Here is a 16334-nt window from a genome sequence, read left to right on the forward strand (position 1 = left end):
GCCACCACCATGGCAAACCAGTTCATCACCCCCGACGTCATCGCGCGCCGGGCGCTCGCGGCGCTGTACGACCAGCTGGACGTCATGCCGCTGTACCACACCGACCTCACGCAGGAGTTCACCTCCCAGAAGGTCGGCGACACGATCAACGTGAAGAAGCCCGCGAGCTTCGAGGCGAAGATCTTCAACCGTGCAAACGGTATCGAGCTGCAGGACGCGACCGAGGACACCATCCCGGTCAAGCTCGACCACATCGCCGATGTGTCGTTCGCGGTCACGGCCGAGGACCTCACCCTTGAGATCGGCGCGTTCGACGAGCAGCTGATCACGCCCGCGACGCAGGCGCTCGCGAAGCACGTCAACGTCGCGGCCCTGTCGCTGCGCGACGAGATCACTCAGGAGGTCGGCTCCGGCTCGACCGCCGCATGGGACACCCCCGAGGTGCTCGCCGACGCCGGCATGATCCTCGACACGCACGACGTGCCGATGACGGAGCGTGCCGCGATCATCGGACCGCGCATGTACAACGCCTGGCTCAAGAACGAGCTCATCAAGCAGGCCGACAAGTCCGGCTCGACCGAGGCGCTCCGCCAGGGTTCGGTCGGCCGCGACGTCTTCGGCTTCGAGACGTTCAAGTCGAACCTCATCGCCGGACCCGCTGCGAACCCCGCGACCGGCGCCCCGACGACCGAGGTCGGCATGGCGTTCCACAAGAGCGCGTTCGCCTACGCCTCGGCCCCGCTCGCGGTCAGCCCCGGCTCGAACGGTGCGGTGGTCTCGTACCGCGGCATCAGCATCCGCGTGGTCTACGACTACGACATCAAGTACAAGCAGACCGTGGTCTCGCTCGACACGCTGTACGGCGTGAAGACGCTCGACCCGAACCGCGCGGTCCTGCTCAAGGGCGCCGACAAGGCGTAAGGGAGGCTCACCGTGGCACCGCACATCTACACGAACCGCACGAGCGAGCAGGTCGTCGTCTCCGACGAGCCGCTCGCTCACCTCGAGGGTGTCGCCCGCTGGGAGCACACCGAGGGGAAGGCGCCGAAGCAGGAGAAGACGGTCGAGATCCCCAAGGGCAAGCCCGAGGAGAAGTGGACCGTCGACCAGCTCAAGGCGTATGCCGACCGCGAGAACATCGCTCTCGGTGACGCCTCGAAGAAGCCCGACATCCTCGGCGTGATCGAGCGGCACGTCCCCGGTCAGCCGGTGGACGACGGCCCCTCTGCCGAGGGCAAGGAGCAGAAGTTCCCCGAGCCTGGCACCCCGGCGCCCAAGGCGTGAGCGACAGCCCGCCGGACCAAACACCGGTCCGGCGGGCTGTACCACCACCGACACGTAGCTCAGCGGATAGAGCCACGGTGCGCAGGTTCGAATCCTGCCGTGTCGACCAGTACCCACCGGACAGCCTGAGGAGGCCGCCATGCGCATCATCCACCCCCGCCCGCAGCTCGGCCGCCAGCGCGACCTCGGCGTCGAGTTCCGCGACGGCGTCGCCACCGTCGAGTCGCTGCACCCCGAGCGCGAACTCGCTCTCCGCCAGCACGGCTACACGATCGAGGCCGACCCCGAGGTCGCGGCCCCCTTCCAGGAAGCGCTCGGCGAGCCGATCATCGACCTCACCTCGCTCACCGTCCCGCAGCTGCGGGACATCGCGGAGGTCGAGGGCATCGAACTGCCGGCGAAGGCCCGCAAGGACGAGATCGTGGAGATCCTCGCGAGCACGTCCGCCCCGATCCCCGGCGCGACCCGCAACGACGACGGCTCCTGGACCATCGAGGGCCCGCCGGTCGACGAGGCCGACATCGCGAACGGGCCGTTCGGCACCGCGACCACGGTCGACGGCACGGTGATCGGCGATGGCAAGACGATCGCGACCCTGCCTGTCTTCGAGGGGTAAGCATGGCGACCCGCACCTACGCGACCCCTCAGGACTACGCGCGCCTCGCCGAAGAGGACTGGGACGGCCTCGAAGGGGCGCTCGAGAAGCGTCTCCGGTCGGCGTCGATCGAGGTCGAGGGCCTCACCCGCCGTGCCGTCTACGCCACCGACGACGACGGTTACGCCACCGACTCGGCGATATCCGAAGCGCTCACTGAGGCGACGTGCGCGATCGTCGAGTACTGGGGCGTCACCGACGACCCCACCGGCGCAGAAGCGAACGCGGGCGCCGTGAAGATCGGTTCCGTCTCGCTCGGCACCACCTCGTCGAACCAGGACGGCCTCACTGCCGCCGAGCGCCTGCAGCGCCGCATCGGCACCCGAGCGCTCAGCATCCTCACGAACGCGGGCCTCACCGGCTCTGCCGTCGCCCACTGGTAGGAGGTCCGCCGTGGCTCGTCTGAGAGCGAAGCACCTCCCCCACCGGGTCGACATCGTCGCGCACGAGGGTGACGGCGCCGAGGGCGACATCTGGGGCGACCTCCGCGAGGACCGCCCCGCGTACGTCGAGCAGAAGACCCGCCTCGTCGTCGACCGCCGTGCAACGTCGCCCACGCGCGGGCAAGAGATCACCTCGACGGCGTTCGTCGTCCTTCTCCTCGAAGACGACACCCCGCCGCGCTCTCGCGTCACGGTCTGGAAGGGCACACCGCGCGAGCGCACCTCGGCGGTGATCGACTCCCAGCGCTTCGAGTACCCGGGCACCCCGTCGCACGTCGAGATCTACCTCGAGTAGGAGGCCGCCATGGCTGTTCGTGGGCAGGTCTCGATGGTGAACAACTTCGGCGCGGTGACGGAGAAGATCCTGCAGCGGCTCGTCGTCGGCGAGAACAAGGCCGCCGAGCGTGGTGTGGCTCTCGCCGTCGACTTGTCCCCGATGGATCAGGGCAACCTTCGTGACGCGCACCAGGTCGAACCAGCCACGGACCCCACCGAGGGTGCGAACGTCGTCGTCGACGCGCCACAGGCCGCGCGCCTCCACAACCACCCCGAATACAACTTCTCCACGGACGCGAACCCGAAGGCGCAAGGACTGTGGGTCGAGACCGCGCTCATCGAGAACAAGGGCGAGCTCGGCGACATCATCCGCAAGGAGGTACGCGGTGGCTGACGCTCCAGTCTGGGCCGAGGCGGAGGGCCCGCTGGGCTCTCCCGAGTACTTCACCCGCGCATGCCCACCTTCCACACGATCCGAGGCGATCTGGGCCGAGACCGCGCGCCGCCTGGGGGTGTCCGATGTCTAATGCACCCGAGATCGTCCTGAACCGCGCGCTCGCGCAGCTGCTCCACGATCACGGCCTCGCGGTCTACCAGCCGGCAGGCACCATCCCGGAGCGTGGCATCCGCACCGACGGCATCATGCCGACGACCGTCGACGAGTTCACGCTGCTCACCCCGCTCCGCCCGATACCTGACGGCCGCGCTGGCATGACGTACCGGACGCAGGTCTTCACGCGTCGGAAGGGCTCGATCCTCGTCGCCCGCTCCTGGGCCGCTGACCTCCGCGCCGTGCTCGATCAGACCGAGTACACGCCCGCCGTGCTCGGCATCTCGTGGGCGTGGGAATTCTCCGGCGACGACTTCGAACCCGACTCGCAGGGCCGCTCCGCAGCGGTCGCGACCTACTACTTCCGCGGGCGCCGCCCGTAGAACCGCCGGGACCTTCCCGGCAGCCACCCACCGAAGGAGACGGCATGTCCGATCACACCCTCTACGACACGACGGCCCCTTCGGCGGGGTCGCTCGCGCTCGCCCACCAGAAGATCCTCCGCCTCAAGCAGAGCGGCGTCTTCATCAACATCACCGGCGACATCAACAACCTCGCCATGAACCCGACCAAGCTCACCGTCCCCCGTGAGGCGTACGGCACGAAGGGGCGACCGTCCGAGGACATCATCGGCTACAGCTACGCGCCGACGTTCTCCGTCGAGGGCGTCCGCGACGAGGTCACGAAGAACTTCGTCCCCTCGCAGGCGTGGGTCATCGACCTCCTCAACGCCGCCGCCTCCACCGGCGAGGCGAACAAGCGCGAGTTCCAGACGTTCGACGCGTTCGACGAGCGCGTGCCCGCGTTCGAAGGGAAGTACTCGGTCTCCGTCGCGGACCTGAACACCGGCTACGCCGACAAGGGCGGCTGGACGTTCACGCTCGCCAGCGACGGTGTCGTGGAGCGCATCACCTCCCCGATCGCAGGAGACGGCACGCCGGTCCTGGAGTCCGCCACCCCGGCCGGCCAGGCACCCGGTGACCTCATCCTCGTCCGCGGCTATGGTCTCGACACGATCGTCTCCGCGACGATCGACGGCATCGCCGTCGCCGAGTTCCGCGCTGTCGACAACGGTGTGGTGCTCCTCATCCCCGCGACGGTCTCGGGCACCGCCCCGATCATCGTCACGAACGCCGCCGGCGCCTCCGAGGCGCTGCCGTACACCGCGGCCTGACCGCAGGAAGCAGGGTTCCTATGGTCACCGCAACTGAGGTCGGCCGCGACCTGCATCTGACCGTGGAGGGCGTCGCACCGTACGTCGTGCGGCCCCTCCCCGGCCGGATTGGGGAGCAGATCACCTCCACCTACCTGAATGCTGCTGTCGGCATCGCCTCCACCGAGAAGATGACGGACGCGTTCCGCATCGCGCTCGACGGCGGCGTGCTCGACGGAGGCCGGTACGTGCCTCGCCCCGCCGACGAGCAGCACAACTACAACCGGATCCAGAACGAACTCCGCACCGCGGAAGCAGAATCAATCCTGATGCCCGCCTTCCTCTGGCAGACCGTGCTCGGCCTGTCCGGCGTCACGGCGTTCATCGAGGGCGGTGAAGGCGTCGCCGGCGGGGTAAAAGCCCTGTGGGCGCTGACCGCGCGTTTGGGGATCTCTCCCTCGCGGACATCGCCCAGTACGGCCTTGGACGACCTGATCCAGCTACAGGCCGCTTCCCCGAATACGCGTTCCCCCCAGGGTGGCGCGAAGCCCGGGAAGCAGCCGCGCGACAGGCAGCCGAAGCAGAACGGCAGCTGACCTCCGCGACGTCCCGCGACGTGTGGACGCACGCGCTCCCTCAGCTGTACGGCGAAGTCGAACTCGACCTCTCCCAGCATCACCTGATCTCTGACCTCGACCGCGCCCTCGACACGAGGACGTGGCACTTCGTCCGCTCCGCCGTTACCCGGCTGATGGACATCGACGCCTCGTGGCTGCGAAGGACGGTGATCGCCGATGTACGACGCCGGAGCGATCGTATTCAACATCCGGGCAGCGGGAGCGGCCCTGTTCCGCCAGGACATGACGGAGGCCGAGAAGGCCGCTGAGCGTCTCGGGCGCACGGTCGACACCGCGGCGTCGAAGACGGAGCAGCTCGGCTCGAAGCAGGAGACGGCGGGCCAGAAGGCCCGCCGTCTCGCGCAGGAGCAGGCCGCAGCGGAGAAGGCCGCCCGCGAGTACGCCGACGCGCAAGAGCACGTCGGGAAGGTGCTCGTCACCGCGGGAGCGGCAGTTGTTGCGACGACCGGTCTCACGGTCAAGGCCGCGATGGACTGGCAGTCCGCGTGGGCCGGTGTCACGAAGACCGTCGAAGGTACCCCGGAGGAACTCGCCGCCGTTGAGCAGGGTCTCCGGGACCTTACCGGCGTCCTGCCCGCGTCGCACGACGAGATCGCGGCCGTCGCGGAAGCCGCTGGCCAGCTGGGTGTGAAGACACAGGACGTCGTCGGCTTCACCCGCACAATGGTCGACCTCGGCGAGACGACGAACCTCACCTCGGACCAGGCCGCGACCGCGCTCGCCCAGCTCATGAACATCATGGGTACCGCGGGCGAGGACGTCGACCGGCTCGGGTCCACGATCGTCGCGCTCGGCAACGACGGCGCCTCCACCGAGGCCGAGATCGTCACGATGGCGCAGCGCATCGCAGGGTCGGGCAAGCTCGTCGGCGCGACCGAGGGAGAAGTACTCGCCCTCGCGAACGCCCTCGCCTCGATGGGTGTCACCGCCGAGCTCGGTGGCGGCGTCGCGTCCCGCGTCCTCCAGGACCTGTACTCCGCAGTGCAGACCGGCGGCGACAAGCTCGCCGGATTCGCCGACGTCGCGGGCGTCTCCGCCTCCGAGTTCGCCGCGGCGTTCCGGGACGACCCGGTGCGCGCGATGGGCGCATTCGCGACAGGCCTCAACGGCGTCGAAGCCTCGGGTGGGAACGTCGTGCAGACGCTCAACGACCTCGGCTTCAAGTCCACCGAAGAGCAGCGCATCCTGCTGCAGCTCAAGTCGTCCGGCGACCTTCTCACGGACTCACTCGAGCTGCAGAACACGGCGTGGCAGGAGAACTCTGCCCTGTCGCAGGAGGCCGCGAAGCGATACGAGACGGTCGAGTCGCAGCTCGGCATCATGCGCAACCGCATCACCGACGCCGCGATCGACCTCGGATCCGTGTTCCTCCCGGTGATCGCCGAGGTCGCGGACGCAGTGGGCGACTTCGCGTCGGGCATCGCTTCCCTGCCTGCCCCGCTCCAGGAAGCGATCGCCGTCGGCGGTCTTCTCATCGGGGCCATCACCCTCGTCGGCGGCACCGCCATGATCGCCGTGCCGAAGGTCGCCTCCCTGTGGGGGCAGATCCAGCTACTCACGGCCAGTGGCACCCGCGCCGGATCCGCTCTCCGCGGCGTGGCCGGGTTCCTCGGTGGCCCGTGGGGTGTTGCCCTCGTGGCAGCGACGGCCGTCATGGTGGCGTACAACAACGCCATGGAGGCGGGAATCCCCGCCCAAGAGGACGTCACGAACGCGATCCTGTCCACAGCCGCAGCGTCGGACAAGCTGGGCGGCGCGATCCAGAAGAACCAGTTCTTCCCGCAGGTCGATGACTCCACGCGCGAGCTGCTCGAAGACCTCCCATCGCTCCTGGAACAGTCCGCCGAAGCCGCAGATAACTGGGTCGTTGGGCTCGCCAAGTCCTCGACCGCATCCGACAACGCCTTTGATGCGATCGACCGGTACGGCGAAGGACTCGCAGCTCTCGCGGCGACGAATATGCCCGCCGCAGCGAAAGGCTTCCGCGAGCTCGTTGACGAGCAGAACCTCACCGACGAGCAGGCAGAGGAACTGCTCCGCAAGATGCCGAAGCTTCGCGAGGCGCTCCTTGGCCTTGCGAACGGCAACGGCGAAGCAGCCACCGAAACCGACCTACTCAACATGCTCCTCGAGGAGAGCGCGGAGGTGTCGCAGTCTGCTGCGCGCGGGTACATCGATGCTGCGGACGGTGCGTCGCAGCTCGAAGGCGAACTCCAGGAGCTGCTCGATCTCCTCAACGAGGCGAACAATGTCGGCCAGGACGCGATCACCACGAACATCGACTACCAGAACGCGCTCGCGGACGTCGACGAGACGATCAAGAATGCGCGCGACGGTGTCGAGGGGTATGCGATCACCCTCGATCAGGGCACGCAGGCCGGCCGCGACAACATGAGCATGCTCGTCGGCCTCGCGCAGGACGCGTGGAACGCCGCCGAAGCGCAGTATGCGCTCGATGGAAACACTGACGCCTACCGGCAGCGACTCGAAGACTCCCGTCAGGCGCTCCTCGACCGCATCAACGAGCTCGGGCTATCGGGAGACGCCGCTGAGGCTCTTGCTGACCAAATCATGCAGATCCCGTCCGAGACCGAATGGAAGGTGATCGCCGAGACCGCGCAGGCGCAGGTCGCCATCGACAATTTCGTTAACCGGAACGGTCAGAAGACGATCAACGTCTGGGTCAATCCGCGGGTGCAGTCGATGAACGACGCCTTCGCCGGGTACTTGAACTCGAAAGGGTTCAAGAATGCAGACGGCAACGTGGTCCGGTACTTCGCCAACGGCGGGGTCGAGCACCATGTCGCCCAGATCGCGAGGGCGGGTGACGTCCGGATCTGGGCGGAGGACGAGACCGGCGGTGAGTCATACATCCCCCACGCGCCTTCCAAGCGGGCGCGCTCGGAACAGATCATGGCGGAGACCGCGCGGATCCTTGGCGGGACTTACATTCCCGGCGACGCTCGGGCATTTGCGAACGGCTCGCCGGTTACCGGTGGCGGCGCCGAAACTTCCCCGGTCGTCGCTCTGCTCGAGCGGATCGCCGCGAAGCTCAACCGCCCGAACGTGACGCTCGTGAACCCGGTCACCCGTGACCCGATGCAGGACGCGTGGGAAGCCGCGCAGATCGGTGGTCCAGATGTATAGCGTCAACGGCATCCCGCTGGACAACCCCGCGATGGGGTGGGTCTTCCGGGCGCCGTCTCGGCCTCTCACGGAGTTGGTCGTGCGTCGCCCTTCGGTGACGCTCCCGGGCCGCCTCGGGGTGGTGCGTGGCATCTACGCATCCCCCGAGGCGGTGACGCCGACGTTCGTCGTGCAAACGCCTCGGGAGAACCTCGAGGCGCTATACAGCCTGTTCATGCGCGGGTGGCGGATCACCCGGACCGATGACCCGACCCGGAACGTGTTGTACGAGTTCCTGTCCGCGACGCCTGAAGGGTACGGCGAGGGTGACAAGATCGTCGACCTGAACGTGATCGTCCGATTCCCCGAGGTCTTCTGGCGAGCGACGGATCCGACGACGTCGGCGGCCGTCACGATCAATGCACCGTCGCAGGTCGTCACCGGCCTGTTCCCGGGCCTCTCGGGGGACATCGTCGACCCGGTGATCCGTCTCAAGGGCGCGTTCTCTGGGCTGCAGGTCACGGACTCGGGCAACTCGTGGTTCTCCTACTCGGGGGCGATCTCCGCAACGCAGTACCTGCGGTTCGATGCCGGGAGCGGGCGCGCGTGGGTGACGACGACTGATACCTGGTCAGGTGGCACCGAAGTGTCGGGGTCGATCGACTTCTCCTCGCCCGGGTTCCGTATCAGCCCGCACTGGCCCGTGGGCCTCGGCAGCAATGTCCGTGACGGCCGCTGCACCGTGGCCACCGCTACGCGCAGTGGCATGACCTTCGAGGTGCGCGGCAACGCGGCCTACGTCCTGTCTTGAAAGGGACTCTCCATGACTTTCGACCTTCGCCTCCGTCTGCACAACGCGGCAGGGGTCCGTGGGCGGGTGTTGCAGACGCTCACCCGCACGCTCGCTGGCACGGAGTCGACCGACGCGAAGCTGACCTTCACGATGTCGGCTGCCGCCGTTGAGCCGCCGCAGCTGCCGTTCATCGTCGGTGTCGAGTACACCTACGACGGGAAGTCGTGGAAGGCGCCGCGGAACAACCTCTTTATGTTCGACGAGGACTCCCGCGACGAGGCCGACGAGGCGCAAGCGGTGACCTTCTCGGGGCAGCCATACGTCACGTGGTTGATGGAGCGGGCGCGCCTGTACCCGCTCGCCTCGGCGACGATGAACGGCGACCGCGTGTGGGGCACCCCCTCGTCAGCCGGGCGGGTGCTGGCGACAATGATCAGCGAGGCGAAAGCCCGCGGGTGGGCACCGAACCTCACCTACCAGTTCGCCGCCGGCTACGACTCCAACGGAGTCGCGTGGCTCGACTCGGACAAGGTCGAGCAGTCGTACAAGCCGCTCGTCGCTATCAGCAGCGCACTGTCGTTCGCCGTCGAGCAGGGGCTGTGCGACTGGTGGACCGAGGGCATGGAACTCAAGCTCCTCCGCCCCGGCACCGGCACCGCCCGCCCAGACGTCGTGCTCGGCGGCTCCCGGATGAACCGCGTCCCCACGTCCCGGTCGTTCGCCGACGTGTTCACGCACCTCACCGTCGTCGGAGAGTACGCCGACCACCTGCTGCATCTGACGAACACAGGAGCATCAACCGCGTTCGGGCGCCTGGAATCGACGATGACGCAGTCCGGTGTCGGCCTCGACACAACCATGACCCGCATGGCGCAACCGCTCATGCAGGACTCCCGCGCCGTGAAGGCTGAGCTGTCCTATGAGTGGACGCCCCTTGACGATGACATGCCGCGTCTGTGGGAGAGCTTCCAGGTCGGCGACAACGTCACCTGCATCACCCGCGACGGCCGCAAGTCGCTCCGCGTGGTCGGGTTCGTTGTCACCATCGACGGGGACACCCCCACAATGCGGGTCGTCACCGGAGTGCGCCGCCTCACCCGCTCCGCCCAAATCGCGAAGCGCCTCGGCTCTGTCGCTGTCGCCGGCAAGGTCGGCGGCAGCGGCAACGCACTCCCGAACGCCGTCCCCGCGGTGTCCACGACCCCCGCCCCCGTTACCGGGGTGAGCGCCGCAACGAACACGGTGACGTGGACCTCGGACGGCACACCTGTCGCGGTCGTCACGCTCGGGTGGGAGCAGGTCACCACCGCAGTAGAAGGCTCCGGCCTCGACATCGCCGAGTACGAAGTGTGGTGGCGAACCGGAGATGGGCAGCTCCAACGCCTCACCGCCACCACGACGCTGTCGGTCACGACGCGGGCGTGGACGCCGGGCGTGCAGGTGCTCGTGCGCGTGCGAGCCCGGTCGGTGGGCGGCAAGTGGGGGGCGTTCTCGGCAGAGATGTCGGTGACGCCCGCCGTGGACACCACGCCCCCGGCGCGCCCCTCTGCGCCGACCGCGACCGCCCGCCTCGGTCAGATCATCGTCTCGTGGGATGGACTCACCTCCACCGGCGCACCGCAGCCTGTGGACTTCTCGCACGCCGACGTCCTCATGGCGACCACCGCCGCCGGTGCGGGCGTCGTCGTAGGGCAGATCGTCCCCTCCGGGACGTTCGTCGCACCCGAGCAGCCCTACAACGAACAGCGGTGGTTCAGTGTCATCGCCGTCGACACGACCGGGAACCGCTCGACGGAGTCCGCGCGCGTCACCGTGACCACGAAGCCCCTCGTCGACACCGACCTGATCGGCCGGATCATCGACGGCGCGAACGTGAAGCTCGACGCGATCACGAACGAGCTCATCGCGGCGAACGCGGTCGGCACGACAGAGATCTCCGACGACGCGATCACGACGCCGAAGATCCGCGCGGGCGCGGTCACCGCCGACGAGCTCGCGGCCCTGTCGGTCACGGCCGGGAAGATCGCGGCGCTCGCAGTGACGGCGGAGAAAATCGCGGCCCTCGCGGTCACCGCCGAGAAGATCGCGGCCAACGCGATCACCGCGGACAAGATCGCCGCCGGGGCGGTGACGGCCGTGAAAGTCGACGCGAACGCGATCACCGGCGAGAAGATCGCCGCCGATGCGATCGACGGCAAGACAATCACCGGGGCTCTCGTCCGCACGGCGGCCTCGGGCGCCCGCACGGAAATGGCGCCGAGCGGTCTACGCACGGTGAATGCCGCCGGGCAGGATCAGGTGCGGATTGGGTTCGGCGTTGCGACGGGGATGGAAGTGCGCGATCCGACGTCAGGGAACCTCGTTCCGCTGGCCGAGCACGTGTTCGGCACGTACAGCCGCATCACCAGCGGTGGCGTCAATGTGCCGTGGCCGACGAGCGAGAACACGTGGGGGTCGGCTCACGCGGGTGGCCTTGAGCCGGGAACGTTCTCGACGAGCACCGGAAGGCTGCTCGTGATCTTCGGTCTCGACGCCCCGCAAGGGTCGCAGCAGAACTACTCGCTGCGAATGATGTGTCAGGTCTTCCGGGCTACCGGCGGATCGACGCTCGCGAACACGCGTTACGCGACGGTCAGCGGTCTCTACGGGGCGTCGAACTTCGACATCCTCACGGGCCTGCCCGTGAACACGCCTCTGGCGGTGCAGTTCGCAACCCAGGCAATGAAGTTCTTCGGATCCACCGGCCCTGCACAGGCACTCGACCGACGAATCGTCGTCATCCCGATCTAGAACTCGAGAGGAACACTCATGGGTATCAGCTTCGCCGGCGGCGCCTACAACCGCGCCACCGGCACCCGCGGCGCGTTCAACGCGCTCTCGGACGACCTCGAACGCGAGGGACACCCGCCGATGGTGTCGATCTCGGGCGACCGGGAACCGGAGGACCAGGAGCGGATCTGGCGCGAGCGGATGACGCTCGCCCCCGGCAACCGCAAGGTCTACGGCTACCGGTGGTGGCAAGGGCAGAAGTGGTACCAGATCCACCCCGACACCGTCGCCCCACCCCGCTCGAGCAACCACGAAGCCCGCCGGTCGAACGACCTGAAGTGGCCGTACAACTCCGACACCCCAGCGGCCCGCCGCGCCGAGGAGCTCGCGCCGAAGCACAACATCACCCGCGAGGGCAAGAGCTTCCGCGAGCTCTGGCACTGGACCCACTGGGGTCCGCTCGGCCACATCGACACCCCGACCGGTTCAGGAGCCGGCACCATCACTGTCCCCGAGGAGGACGACATGACCCCCGAACAGGCCGCCCAGCTCGCCGAGATGGCCAAAGACGTCAAGTGGCTGAAGACCCGCGTCGGCGGGAAGGACACCCAGCCGAGCATCACCGACCTCATCCGCGGTTCGCTGCGGGCCATCAGCGCACTCGGCGCCGGAATCGACTGGCTCAAGGCCCGAATGGGCGGATCCACCAAGACCGCCCCGACGATCACCGACGATCTGCGCGGCCTGCGCGACGACACCTGATGGTGGGGACGGAGCCCGCGACCGCAACGCACCCGACCCAGCACTCAAGCAAGATCGGCTGGGGATGGTGGCTCGCCGCGATCGTCGGCGCGGCCGTCGCGGTCGCCGTCGTCGTTGTCGCCCTGGTCGCGTCACTGCGCTCAGGACGCGAGATCGACCCAAACCAGGTAATGCTCGCGCTCATCGCGCTCCTGTCGAGTCTCGGCGCGGTCATCATCCCGAAGCTCAACGCGGTCGGAAAGAACACCTCGCAGACCGCGGAGCACGTCGCGAACTCGCACACGACGAACCTCCGAGACGACATCGACGAGATCAAACGGATCGTCAAAGCCACCGACTCGCGGCTTCACGGCGTGGAGCAGACGCAGAACTTCCAGGCCCGAGACATCCTCGGCATCCGCGAGGAGATCGGTCAGATCCGCAAGAGCGAACGCGACCAGTGGGACGCGATCGAGACGACCGCCGGCAAGCGCCGGCAGAACCCAGGAGGCACTTCATGAGCAAGATCTGGTTCCCGCTGCAGCGAGCGATCCGCACCGCGGTGCAGGTCTTCATCGCCGCGGCGGCCGTCCTCGCGACGACCGTCGTCATCGCCCCGCAGATCATCGACGCGGTCGCCGACGTCGTGCCGGGCCCGGTGATCGCTTGGGCGACGGCCGCGGTCGCGACGCTCGCCGCGATCAGCGCGGCCATCGCCCGTGTGATGGCGATTCCCGCGGTCGACGAATGGCTCCGCCACATCGGCGCGGGCTCAGCCCCCGCGAAGTTCGTCGTCGCGCAGATCGACGGCAACACGACCGGCCTCACCCGCCGCCAGTGGCGCGCCATGCAGGACGGCGCCGACACCGGCACCGACGACATCTGATGCGAGAAGGCACCTGATCGGTTCAACCACACGAAGGCCCCCACCTAGCCGTATGGCTGGGTGGGGGCCCTTCCGCGGTTCTAGGGGTTCCGCGTCAGCATGTCGTGGTTGCAGTTGTTCCGTAGGACGATGATCGTCTTCTTTCCCACCAACTCGTAGTGGAAAGTGACCCGGTTGCCAGCATCGACGTATGCCTCCCAGACCTGATCCTTTGACCGCAGGCCCTTCATCTTGTGCGTGTTGAGGCCAGGGTGTCGGGGATTCTCCGACAGGCGGAGGATGCACTGCTTGACTGCCTCGCGCATCTCTTTCGGTTTCTTCTGGAGTACGCGCTTGAAGTTCGGCGAAACTCGGTAGGCGTACGTCACGCGTCGTCAGAATCGAGCCACGACAGGAGATCCTCTACGGATTCGAAGTCGTGGAATTGGCCTGCGGCGTACTCCTGCATCGCGCGCGCTTCCTCACGCTGCCATGCGGTGGTCCAGAAGTACCACTGGTCGGGAGAAACTCGCTCGACGGGCACGTTGCCGGCGCTGAGGGCCGACAGGGTCACGGTCGCGCTGCGATCATACGATAGGGGGGTGACGTGATCGCGGTCTAGCGTCAGGCCGGCATCTACCTCGACGTCCGGGAGCGCGATCGCGGCTGCGGGTGCCGCCACGATAATCGTCGCCGTAACCCCCGTCGAGACAGGGAAGAAGGTTCTTCTACTCATTGGCCCCGTCCAAGCTGGCGAACAGGTTGTTGAGGACATCGCGAAGGTGACGGAGCCGAGGCTCAGTGAACTCGAACAGTCCGACGGAAGAGATGAGGATGGGCTGGCTGCTCAGGATCTCCTGCATCTGCTCCGGCGGAAGATTCGCGGGGAGCATCGGCGGAGTCATGTGCCCAAGGGCGAGCATGTACGAATCCGCGCGCGTCTGTCCCTCGATGTTGGGCCCGCCGGTGATGGCGAACTGGTTGACCGGCGTCGGTACGGCGGTGGGGTCCTGCATCCACTGCACGCTGATCTCTACAGGTCCCTGGTTTACCGACATGATTCAAGTATCACAGATCACGGGATGGGTCGGCTACCGCCGCGGGAACATGGGCTTCCAGCCTGTGGACTTCAACGCTTTCGAGTTTCTGAATGCGGAGGTCTAGCCGGGCGATGATCCGGGCTTGTGCTTCGGTGATCGCGAGCAGGGTGTCGACGAGGTCGCTCATGTTGGCGTTCCCCGGGGCGTCATGCCATTGGATGGCGAGTGCCTGCACTTGTTCGGAGGTCGCGAGGAGCCAGCTGTTGGCAGATAACGGGAGTCGCGGATCGTCCAGTTCCATAGATGCGGGAGTAGTTCGTTGGTCGATCGCCTTCTGTCGAAGGTCCCTGGTGGGCGCGGCCTCGGACCCGGGCTACGCGAGCGCTTCCTGGGGGCGGCGGCAGCGCTGGTGTTCGCCGGCTCCGGGACGAGATAGAGCCCTGTTGGCGAGTTGGCCGTGAAGGCTAGTGCGTCGACCCAGGCGCGGTTGATGGCTGGCTGGCGGCTTCCGGAGTACTTGAAGACGAGAGAAGAACCCGCGTGGACCCAGACGGTGGTCCGCCCGCCCCCGATGCTGGCATCGTCCTTCCACGAGAAGGGGAACGGCTCTCCGCGCCGGAGCTTCGCGGTCATGACCAGCTGAAGGTGCGTAAGGGCGCGGTCCTCGATGTCAGTCTTCGGGCCGCCGTCGTAGATGAACTTGCCCATGGTGGGCTCCTCCGATCTGCCACAGGAACCTGTGCCAAGAGGTGCGACCAAGTTGATCGCTTCGTGGTGTATCCCCACCGTGTCACGCTTCCCGCTGAATTGGCACCCCACCTTCCTCCATCCTGACCAGTCTCTTTAGATCACCGGGCGTCGAGGATCGCGGGGTCCGTGGTGATGTAGAGCGGCGGCCCAGACTAGACGATCTACAGGTCCCACTCGGGATCGTAGGACTGGGCGGTTTCGATGGCGCCCGAGGGTGTGTAGTCCGGTTCCTGCTGGATGATGACGCGAGTGCTGGCGTTGATGAGCACGCTTGCGATCCCGTTGGTGGTGGCGAGCGTGAGGAAGCCGGGTTCTGTGCGGGCGATGTTCTGGATGCGAGACATCACATCGGTCAGGTCGGAGCCCGAAGTCAGGTAGAAGTCGTGGCCGTCGATCGCGACGCGGGTGCGTAGGGAGTCTTGGTTCCGCGAGTTCATGATTCCACCCTATGCCCGGCGGGGAATGGGGCACGTTGGGGGTTGAGGCTCGCGGGGTGATGGGAGTATCGTCCGTGGTTCCCCGGGACGGTTCCACAGAGTGATAGCGGGGGTTAGGCGGCTATGACTGCGGTGCCGCTCCTCGTGTCGCTCCCGTCGGCACACGAGGACAGCCCCCATGGTTGGCCCATGGGGGCTGCGCAGTCTCCGGTCGTCTTCCGAAGAAGACCCCGGTCTGTTGCCTCCCCCGAGGTGAAAGACCGGGTGAGGTCGGCCGTTGGCGGTCGAGCGCGCCCCCGCGCTCACGGCCCCAGCACGTTCGCCTAGCGGCGACCTCTGCAAGCTCGGGGGGACGAGCTCACAAGCAGAAAACCTACTCGCGTGGATTAACCCGCTCCTGGATGTTTCCTTAAAGCAGATCCAGCTAGTTGATTTCCGCGGCTCCGGCCGACGGGTCGAGCTGCTTCCCGGCGGGCGGCTCCGGGACAAGGTACAAGCCGGTGGGGGAGTTCGCGGTGAAGGCGAGCGCATCCACCCACGCCCTGCTCACTGCGGGCTGACGCCCCTGGGAGTACTTGAAAGTCAGGTTGCTGCCGGGGTGAATCCAGACCGTGGTGCGGCCGCCGCCAACGCTGGCGTCCTGCTTCCATGTGAACCCGAACGGTTCGCCGCGGCGGAGCTTGGTGGTGATGACGAGCTGGATATGGGCGAGGGCACGATCGTCGATTTCGATCTTCTGGTCACCTTCGTAAATGAAGCGGCCCACGGTCCCCATTCCCTTGATTAGACGCTTGAGAACGGCCCGTTGGACGCT

General features: G+C 67.1%; 21 protein-coding genes, 1 tRNA gene and 1 pseudogene. 16 read left to right on the forward strand and 7 right to left on the reverse strand.

Translation table 11 applies throughout. From position 1 onward, the window contains the following. The first annotated feature begins 9 nt into the window (after window positions 1-9). The 16 genes from IZR02_RS11120 (at window position 10) to IZR02_RS11195 (ending at window position 13314) form a co-directional block, all read left to right on the forward strand. A complete protein-coding gene (locus IZR02_RS11120; protein ID WP_217316450.1) occupies window positions 10-921 on the forward strand; it encodes a P22 phage major capsid protein family protein in 912 nt (303 codons plus the stop codon). A 12-nt stretch (window positions 922-933) separates the two neighbouring features. Continuing rightward, a complete protein-coding gene (locus IZR02_RS11125) occupies window positions 934-1284 on the forward strand; it encodes a hypothetical protein (protein ID WP_217316451.1) in 351 nt (116 codons plus the stop codon). A gap of 48 nt (window positions 1285-1332) precedes the next feature. After that, window positions 1333-1393 (forward strand) — tRNA-OTHER (locus IZR02_RS11130). 30 nt (window positions 1394-1423) lie between these two features. Continuing rightward, window positions 1424-1900 (forward strand): Rho termination factor N-terminal domain-containing protein, encoded by a 477-nt coding sequence (locus IZR02_RS11135; protein WP_217316452.1) that lies wholly within the window; start codon window positions 1424-1426, stop codon window positions 1898-1900. A 2-nt stretch (window positions 1901-1902) separates the two neighbouring features. Continuing rightward, on the forward strand, window positions 1903-2322 hold the full coding sequence (locus tag IZR02_RS11140) for a hypothetical protein (protein WP_217316453.1): 420 nt from the start codon (window positions 1903-1905) through the stop codon (window positions 2320-2322). Between the two features lie 10 nt (window positions 2323-2332). Beyond that, window positions 2333-2677 (forward strand): hypothetical protein, encoded by a 345-nt coding sequence (locus tag IZR02_RS11145; RefSeq protein WP_217316454.1) that lies wholly within the window; start codon window positions 2333-2335, stop codon window positions 2675-2677. A gap of 9 nt (window positions 2678-2686) precedes the next feature. Beyond that, window positions 2687-3052, forward strand: coding sequence for a hypothetical protein (locus IZR02_RS11150; protein WP_217316455.1), 366 nt, complete (start codon window positions 2687-2689; stop codon window positions 3050-3052). A 125-nt stretch (window positions 3053-3177) separates the two neighbouring features. Further along, window positions 3178-3591 carry a hypothetical protein gene (locus IZR02_RS11155; RefSeq protein ID WP_217316456.1) on the forward strand — a complete coding sequence of 138 codons (414 nt, stop codon included), beginning with the start codon at window positions 3178-3180 and terminating at the stop codon, window positions 3589-3591. A gap of 44 nt (window positions 3592-3635) precedes the next feature. Then, window positions 3636-4382 (forward strand): hypothetical protein, encoded by a 747-nt coding sequence (locus IZR02_RS11160; protein ID WP_217316457.1) that lies wholly within the window; start codon window positions 3636-3638, stop codon window positions 4380-4382. Between the two features lie 20 nt (window positions 4383-4402). Further along, window positions 4403-4957 (forward strand): hypothetical protein, encoded by a 555-nt coding sequence (locus IZR02_RS11165; protein ID WP_217316458.1) that lies wholly within the window; start codon window positions 4403-4405, stop codon window positions 4955-4957. Window positions 4958-5155: 198 nt separating this feature from the next. Continuing rightward, the gene (locus tag IZR02_RS11170; protein ID WP_217316459.1) at window positions 5156-8146 is read left to right on the forward strand and encodes a phage tail tape measure protein; all 2991 of its coding nucleotides are present in this window, start codon (window positions 5156-5158) and stop codon (window positions 8144-8146) included. Further along, window positions 8139-8936 carry a hypothetical protein gene (locus IZR02_RS11175; protein ID WP_217316460.1) on the forward strand — a complete coding sequence of 266 codons (798 nt, stop codon included), beginning with the start codon at window positions 8139-8141 and terminating at the stop codon, window positions 8934-8936. Before IZR02_RS11170 ends, IZR02_RS11175 begins: the two co-directional genes overlap by 8 nt. A 12-nt stretch (window positions 8937-8948) precedes the next feature. Then, complete coding sequence (locus IZR02_RS11180) at window positions 8949-11708, forward strand: hypothetical protein (RefSeq protein WP_217316461.1); 2760 nt, start codon at window positions 8949-8951, stop codon at window positions 11706-11708. Window positions 11709-11726: 18 nt separating this feature from the next. Next, window positions 11727-12449, forward strand: coding sequence for a hypothetical protein (locus IZR02_RS11185; protein ID WP_217316462.1), 723 nt, complete (start codon window positions 11727-11729; stop codon window positions 12447-12449). Next, a complete protein-coding gene (locus IZR02_RS11190; RefSeq protein ID WP_217316463.1) occupies window positions 12449-12949 on the forward strand; it encodes a hypothetical protein in 501 nt (166 codons plus the stop codon). Before IZR02_RS11185 ends, IZR02_RS11190 begins: the two co-directional genes overlap by 1 nt. Then, window positions 12946-13314 carry a hypothetical protein gene (locus tag IZR02_RS11195; protein ID WP_217316464.1) on the forward strand — a complete coding sequence of 123 codons (369 nt, stop codon included), beginning with the start codon at window positions 12946-12948 and terminating at the stop codon, window positions 13312-13314. The genes IZR02_RS11190 and IZR02_RS11195 overlap by 4 nt, the downstream gene beginning before the upstream one ends. 80 nt (window positions 13315-13394) lie before the next feature. Here the strand turns inward: IZR02_RS11195 and IZR02_RS11200 are convergent, their stop codons facing one another. From IZR02_RS11200 to IZR02_RS11225, 7 genes and pseudogenes are all read right to left on the reverse strand, one after another. Then, complete coding sequence (locus tag IZR02_RS11200) at window positions 13395-13682, reverse strand: hypothetical protein (RefSeq protein ID WP_217316465.1); 288 nt, start codon at window positions 13680-13682, stop codon at window positions 13395-13397. Then, entirely contained in the window at window positions 13679-13975 is a 297-nt protein-coding gene (locus tag IZR02_RS11205) for a hypothetical protein (protein ID WP_217316466.1), read from the reverse strand. Before IZR02_RS11205 ends, IZR02_RS11200 begins: the two co-directional genes overlap by 4 nt. Window positions 13976-14021: 46 nt before the next feature. After that, the gene (locus IZR02_RS11210; protein WP_217316467.1) at window positions 14022-14351 is read right to left on the reverse strand and encodes a hypothetical protein; all 330 of its coding nucleotides are present in this window, start codon (window positions 14349-14351) and stop codon (window positions 14022-14024) included. Window positions 14352-14361: 10 nt separating this feature from the next. After that, entirely contained in the window at window positions 14362-14634 is a 273-nt protein-coding gene (locus tag IZR02_RS11215) for a hypothetical protein (RefSeq protein WP_217316468.1), read from the reverse strand. Window positions 14635-14744: 110 nt separating this feature from the next. Continuing rightward, window positions 14745-15041 (reverse strand): annotated as a pseudogene (locus tag IZR02_RS17915) (DUF7882 family protein); the annotation flags it as partial. 203 nt (window positions 15042-15244) lie between these two features. Beyond that, window positions 15245-15520: a hypothetical protein gene (locus IZR02_RS11220; RefSeq protein WP_217316469.1), complete on the reverse strand. Its 276-nt coding sequence runs from the start codon at window positions 15518-15520 to the stop codon at window positions 15245-15247. Window positions 15521-15944: 424 nt separating this feature from the next. Beyond that, window positions 15945-16286 (reverse strand): DUF7882 family protein, encoded by a 342-nt coding sequence (locus IZR02_RS11225; RefSeq protein ID WP_217316470.1) that lies wholly within the window; start codon window positions 16284-16286, stop codon window positions 15945-15947. Window positions 16287-16334 lie beyond the last annotated feature (48 nt).

Origin of the sequence: Microbacterium paraoxydans (assembly GCF_019056515.1) — a bacterium.
Classification (GTDB): domain Bacteria; phylum Actinomycetota; class Actinomycetes; order Actinomycetales; family Microbacteriaceae; genus Microbacterium.

Coding starts and splice junctions, on each gene's coding strand:
- IZR02_RS11120 (WP_217316450.1), top strand. CDS start 10: ATGGCAAACCAGTTCATCACCCCCGACGTCATCGCGCGCCGGGCGCTC.
- IZR02_RS11135 (WP_217316452.1), top strand. CDS start 1,424: ATGCGCATCATCCACCCCCGCCCGCAGCTCGGCCGCCAGCGCGACCTC.
- IZR02_RS11140 (WP_217316453.1), top strand. CDS start 1,903: ATGGCGACCCGCACCTACGCGACCCCTCAGGACTACGCGCGCCTCGCC.
- IZR02_RS11150 (WP_217316455.1), top strand. CDS start 2,687: ATGGCTGTTCGTGGGCAGGTCTCGATGGTGAACAACTTCGGCGCGGTG.
- IZR02_RS11155 (WP_217316456.1), top strand. CDS start 3,178: ATGTCTAATGCACCCGAGATCGTCCTGAACCGCGCGCTCGCGCAGCTG.
- IZR02_RS11160 (WP_217316457.1), top strand. CDS start 3,636: ATGTCCGATCACACCCTCTACGACACGACGGCCCCTTCGGCGGGGTCG.
- IZR02_RS11165 (WP_217316458.1), top strand. CDS start 4,403: ATGGTCACCGCAACTGAGGTCGGCCGCGACCTGCATCTGACCGTGGAG.
- IZR02_RS11170 (WP_217316459.1), top strand. CDS start 5,156: ATGTACGACGCCGGAGCGATCGTATTCAACATCCGGGCAGCGGGAGCG.
- IZR02_RS11175 (WP_217316460.1), top strand. CDS start 8,139: ATGTATAGCGTCAACGGCATCCCGCTGGACAACCCCGCGATGGGGTGG.
- IZR02_RS11180 (WP_217316461.1), top strand. CDS start 8,949: ATGACTTTCGACCTTCGCCTCCGTCTGCACAACGCGGCAGGGGTCCGT.
- IZR02_RS11185 (WP_217316462.1), top strand. CDS start 11,727: ATGGGTATCAGCTTCGCCGGCGGCGCCTACAACCGCGCCACCGGCACC.
- IZR02_RS11190 (WP_217316463.1), top strand. CDS start 12,449: ATGGTGGGGACGGAGCCCGCGACCGCAACGCACCCGACCCAGCACTCA.
- IZR02_RS11195 (WP_217316464.1), top strand. CDS start 12,946: ATGAGCAAGATCTGGTTCCCGCTGCAGCGAGCGATCCGCACCGCGGTG.
- IZR02_RS11210 (WP_217316467.1), bottom strand. CDS start 14,351: ATGTCGGTAAACCAGGGACCTGTAGAGATCAGCGTGCAGTGGATGCAG.
- IZR02_RS11215 (WP_217316468.1), bottom strand. CDS start 14,634: ATGGAACTGGACGATCCGCGACTCCCGTTATCTGCCAACAGCTGGCTC.
- IZR02_RS11220 (WP_217316469.1), bottom strand. CDS start 15,520: ATGAACTCGCGGAACCAAGACTCCCTACGCACCCGCGTCGCGATCGAC.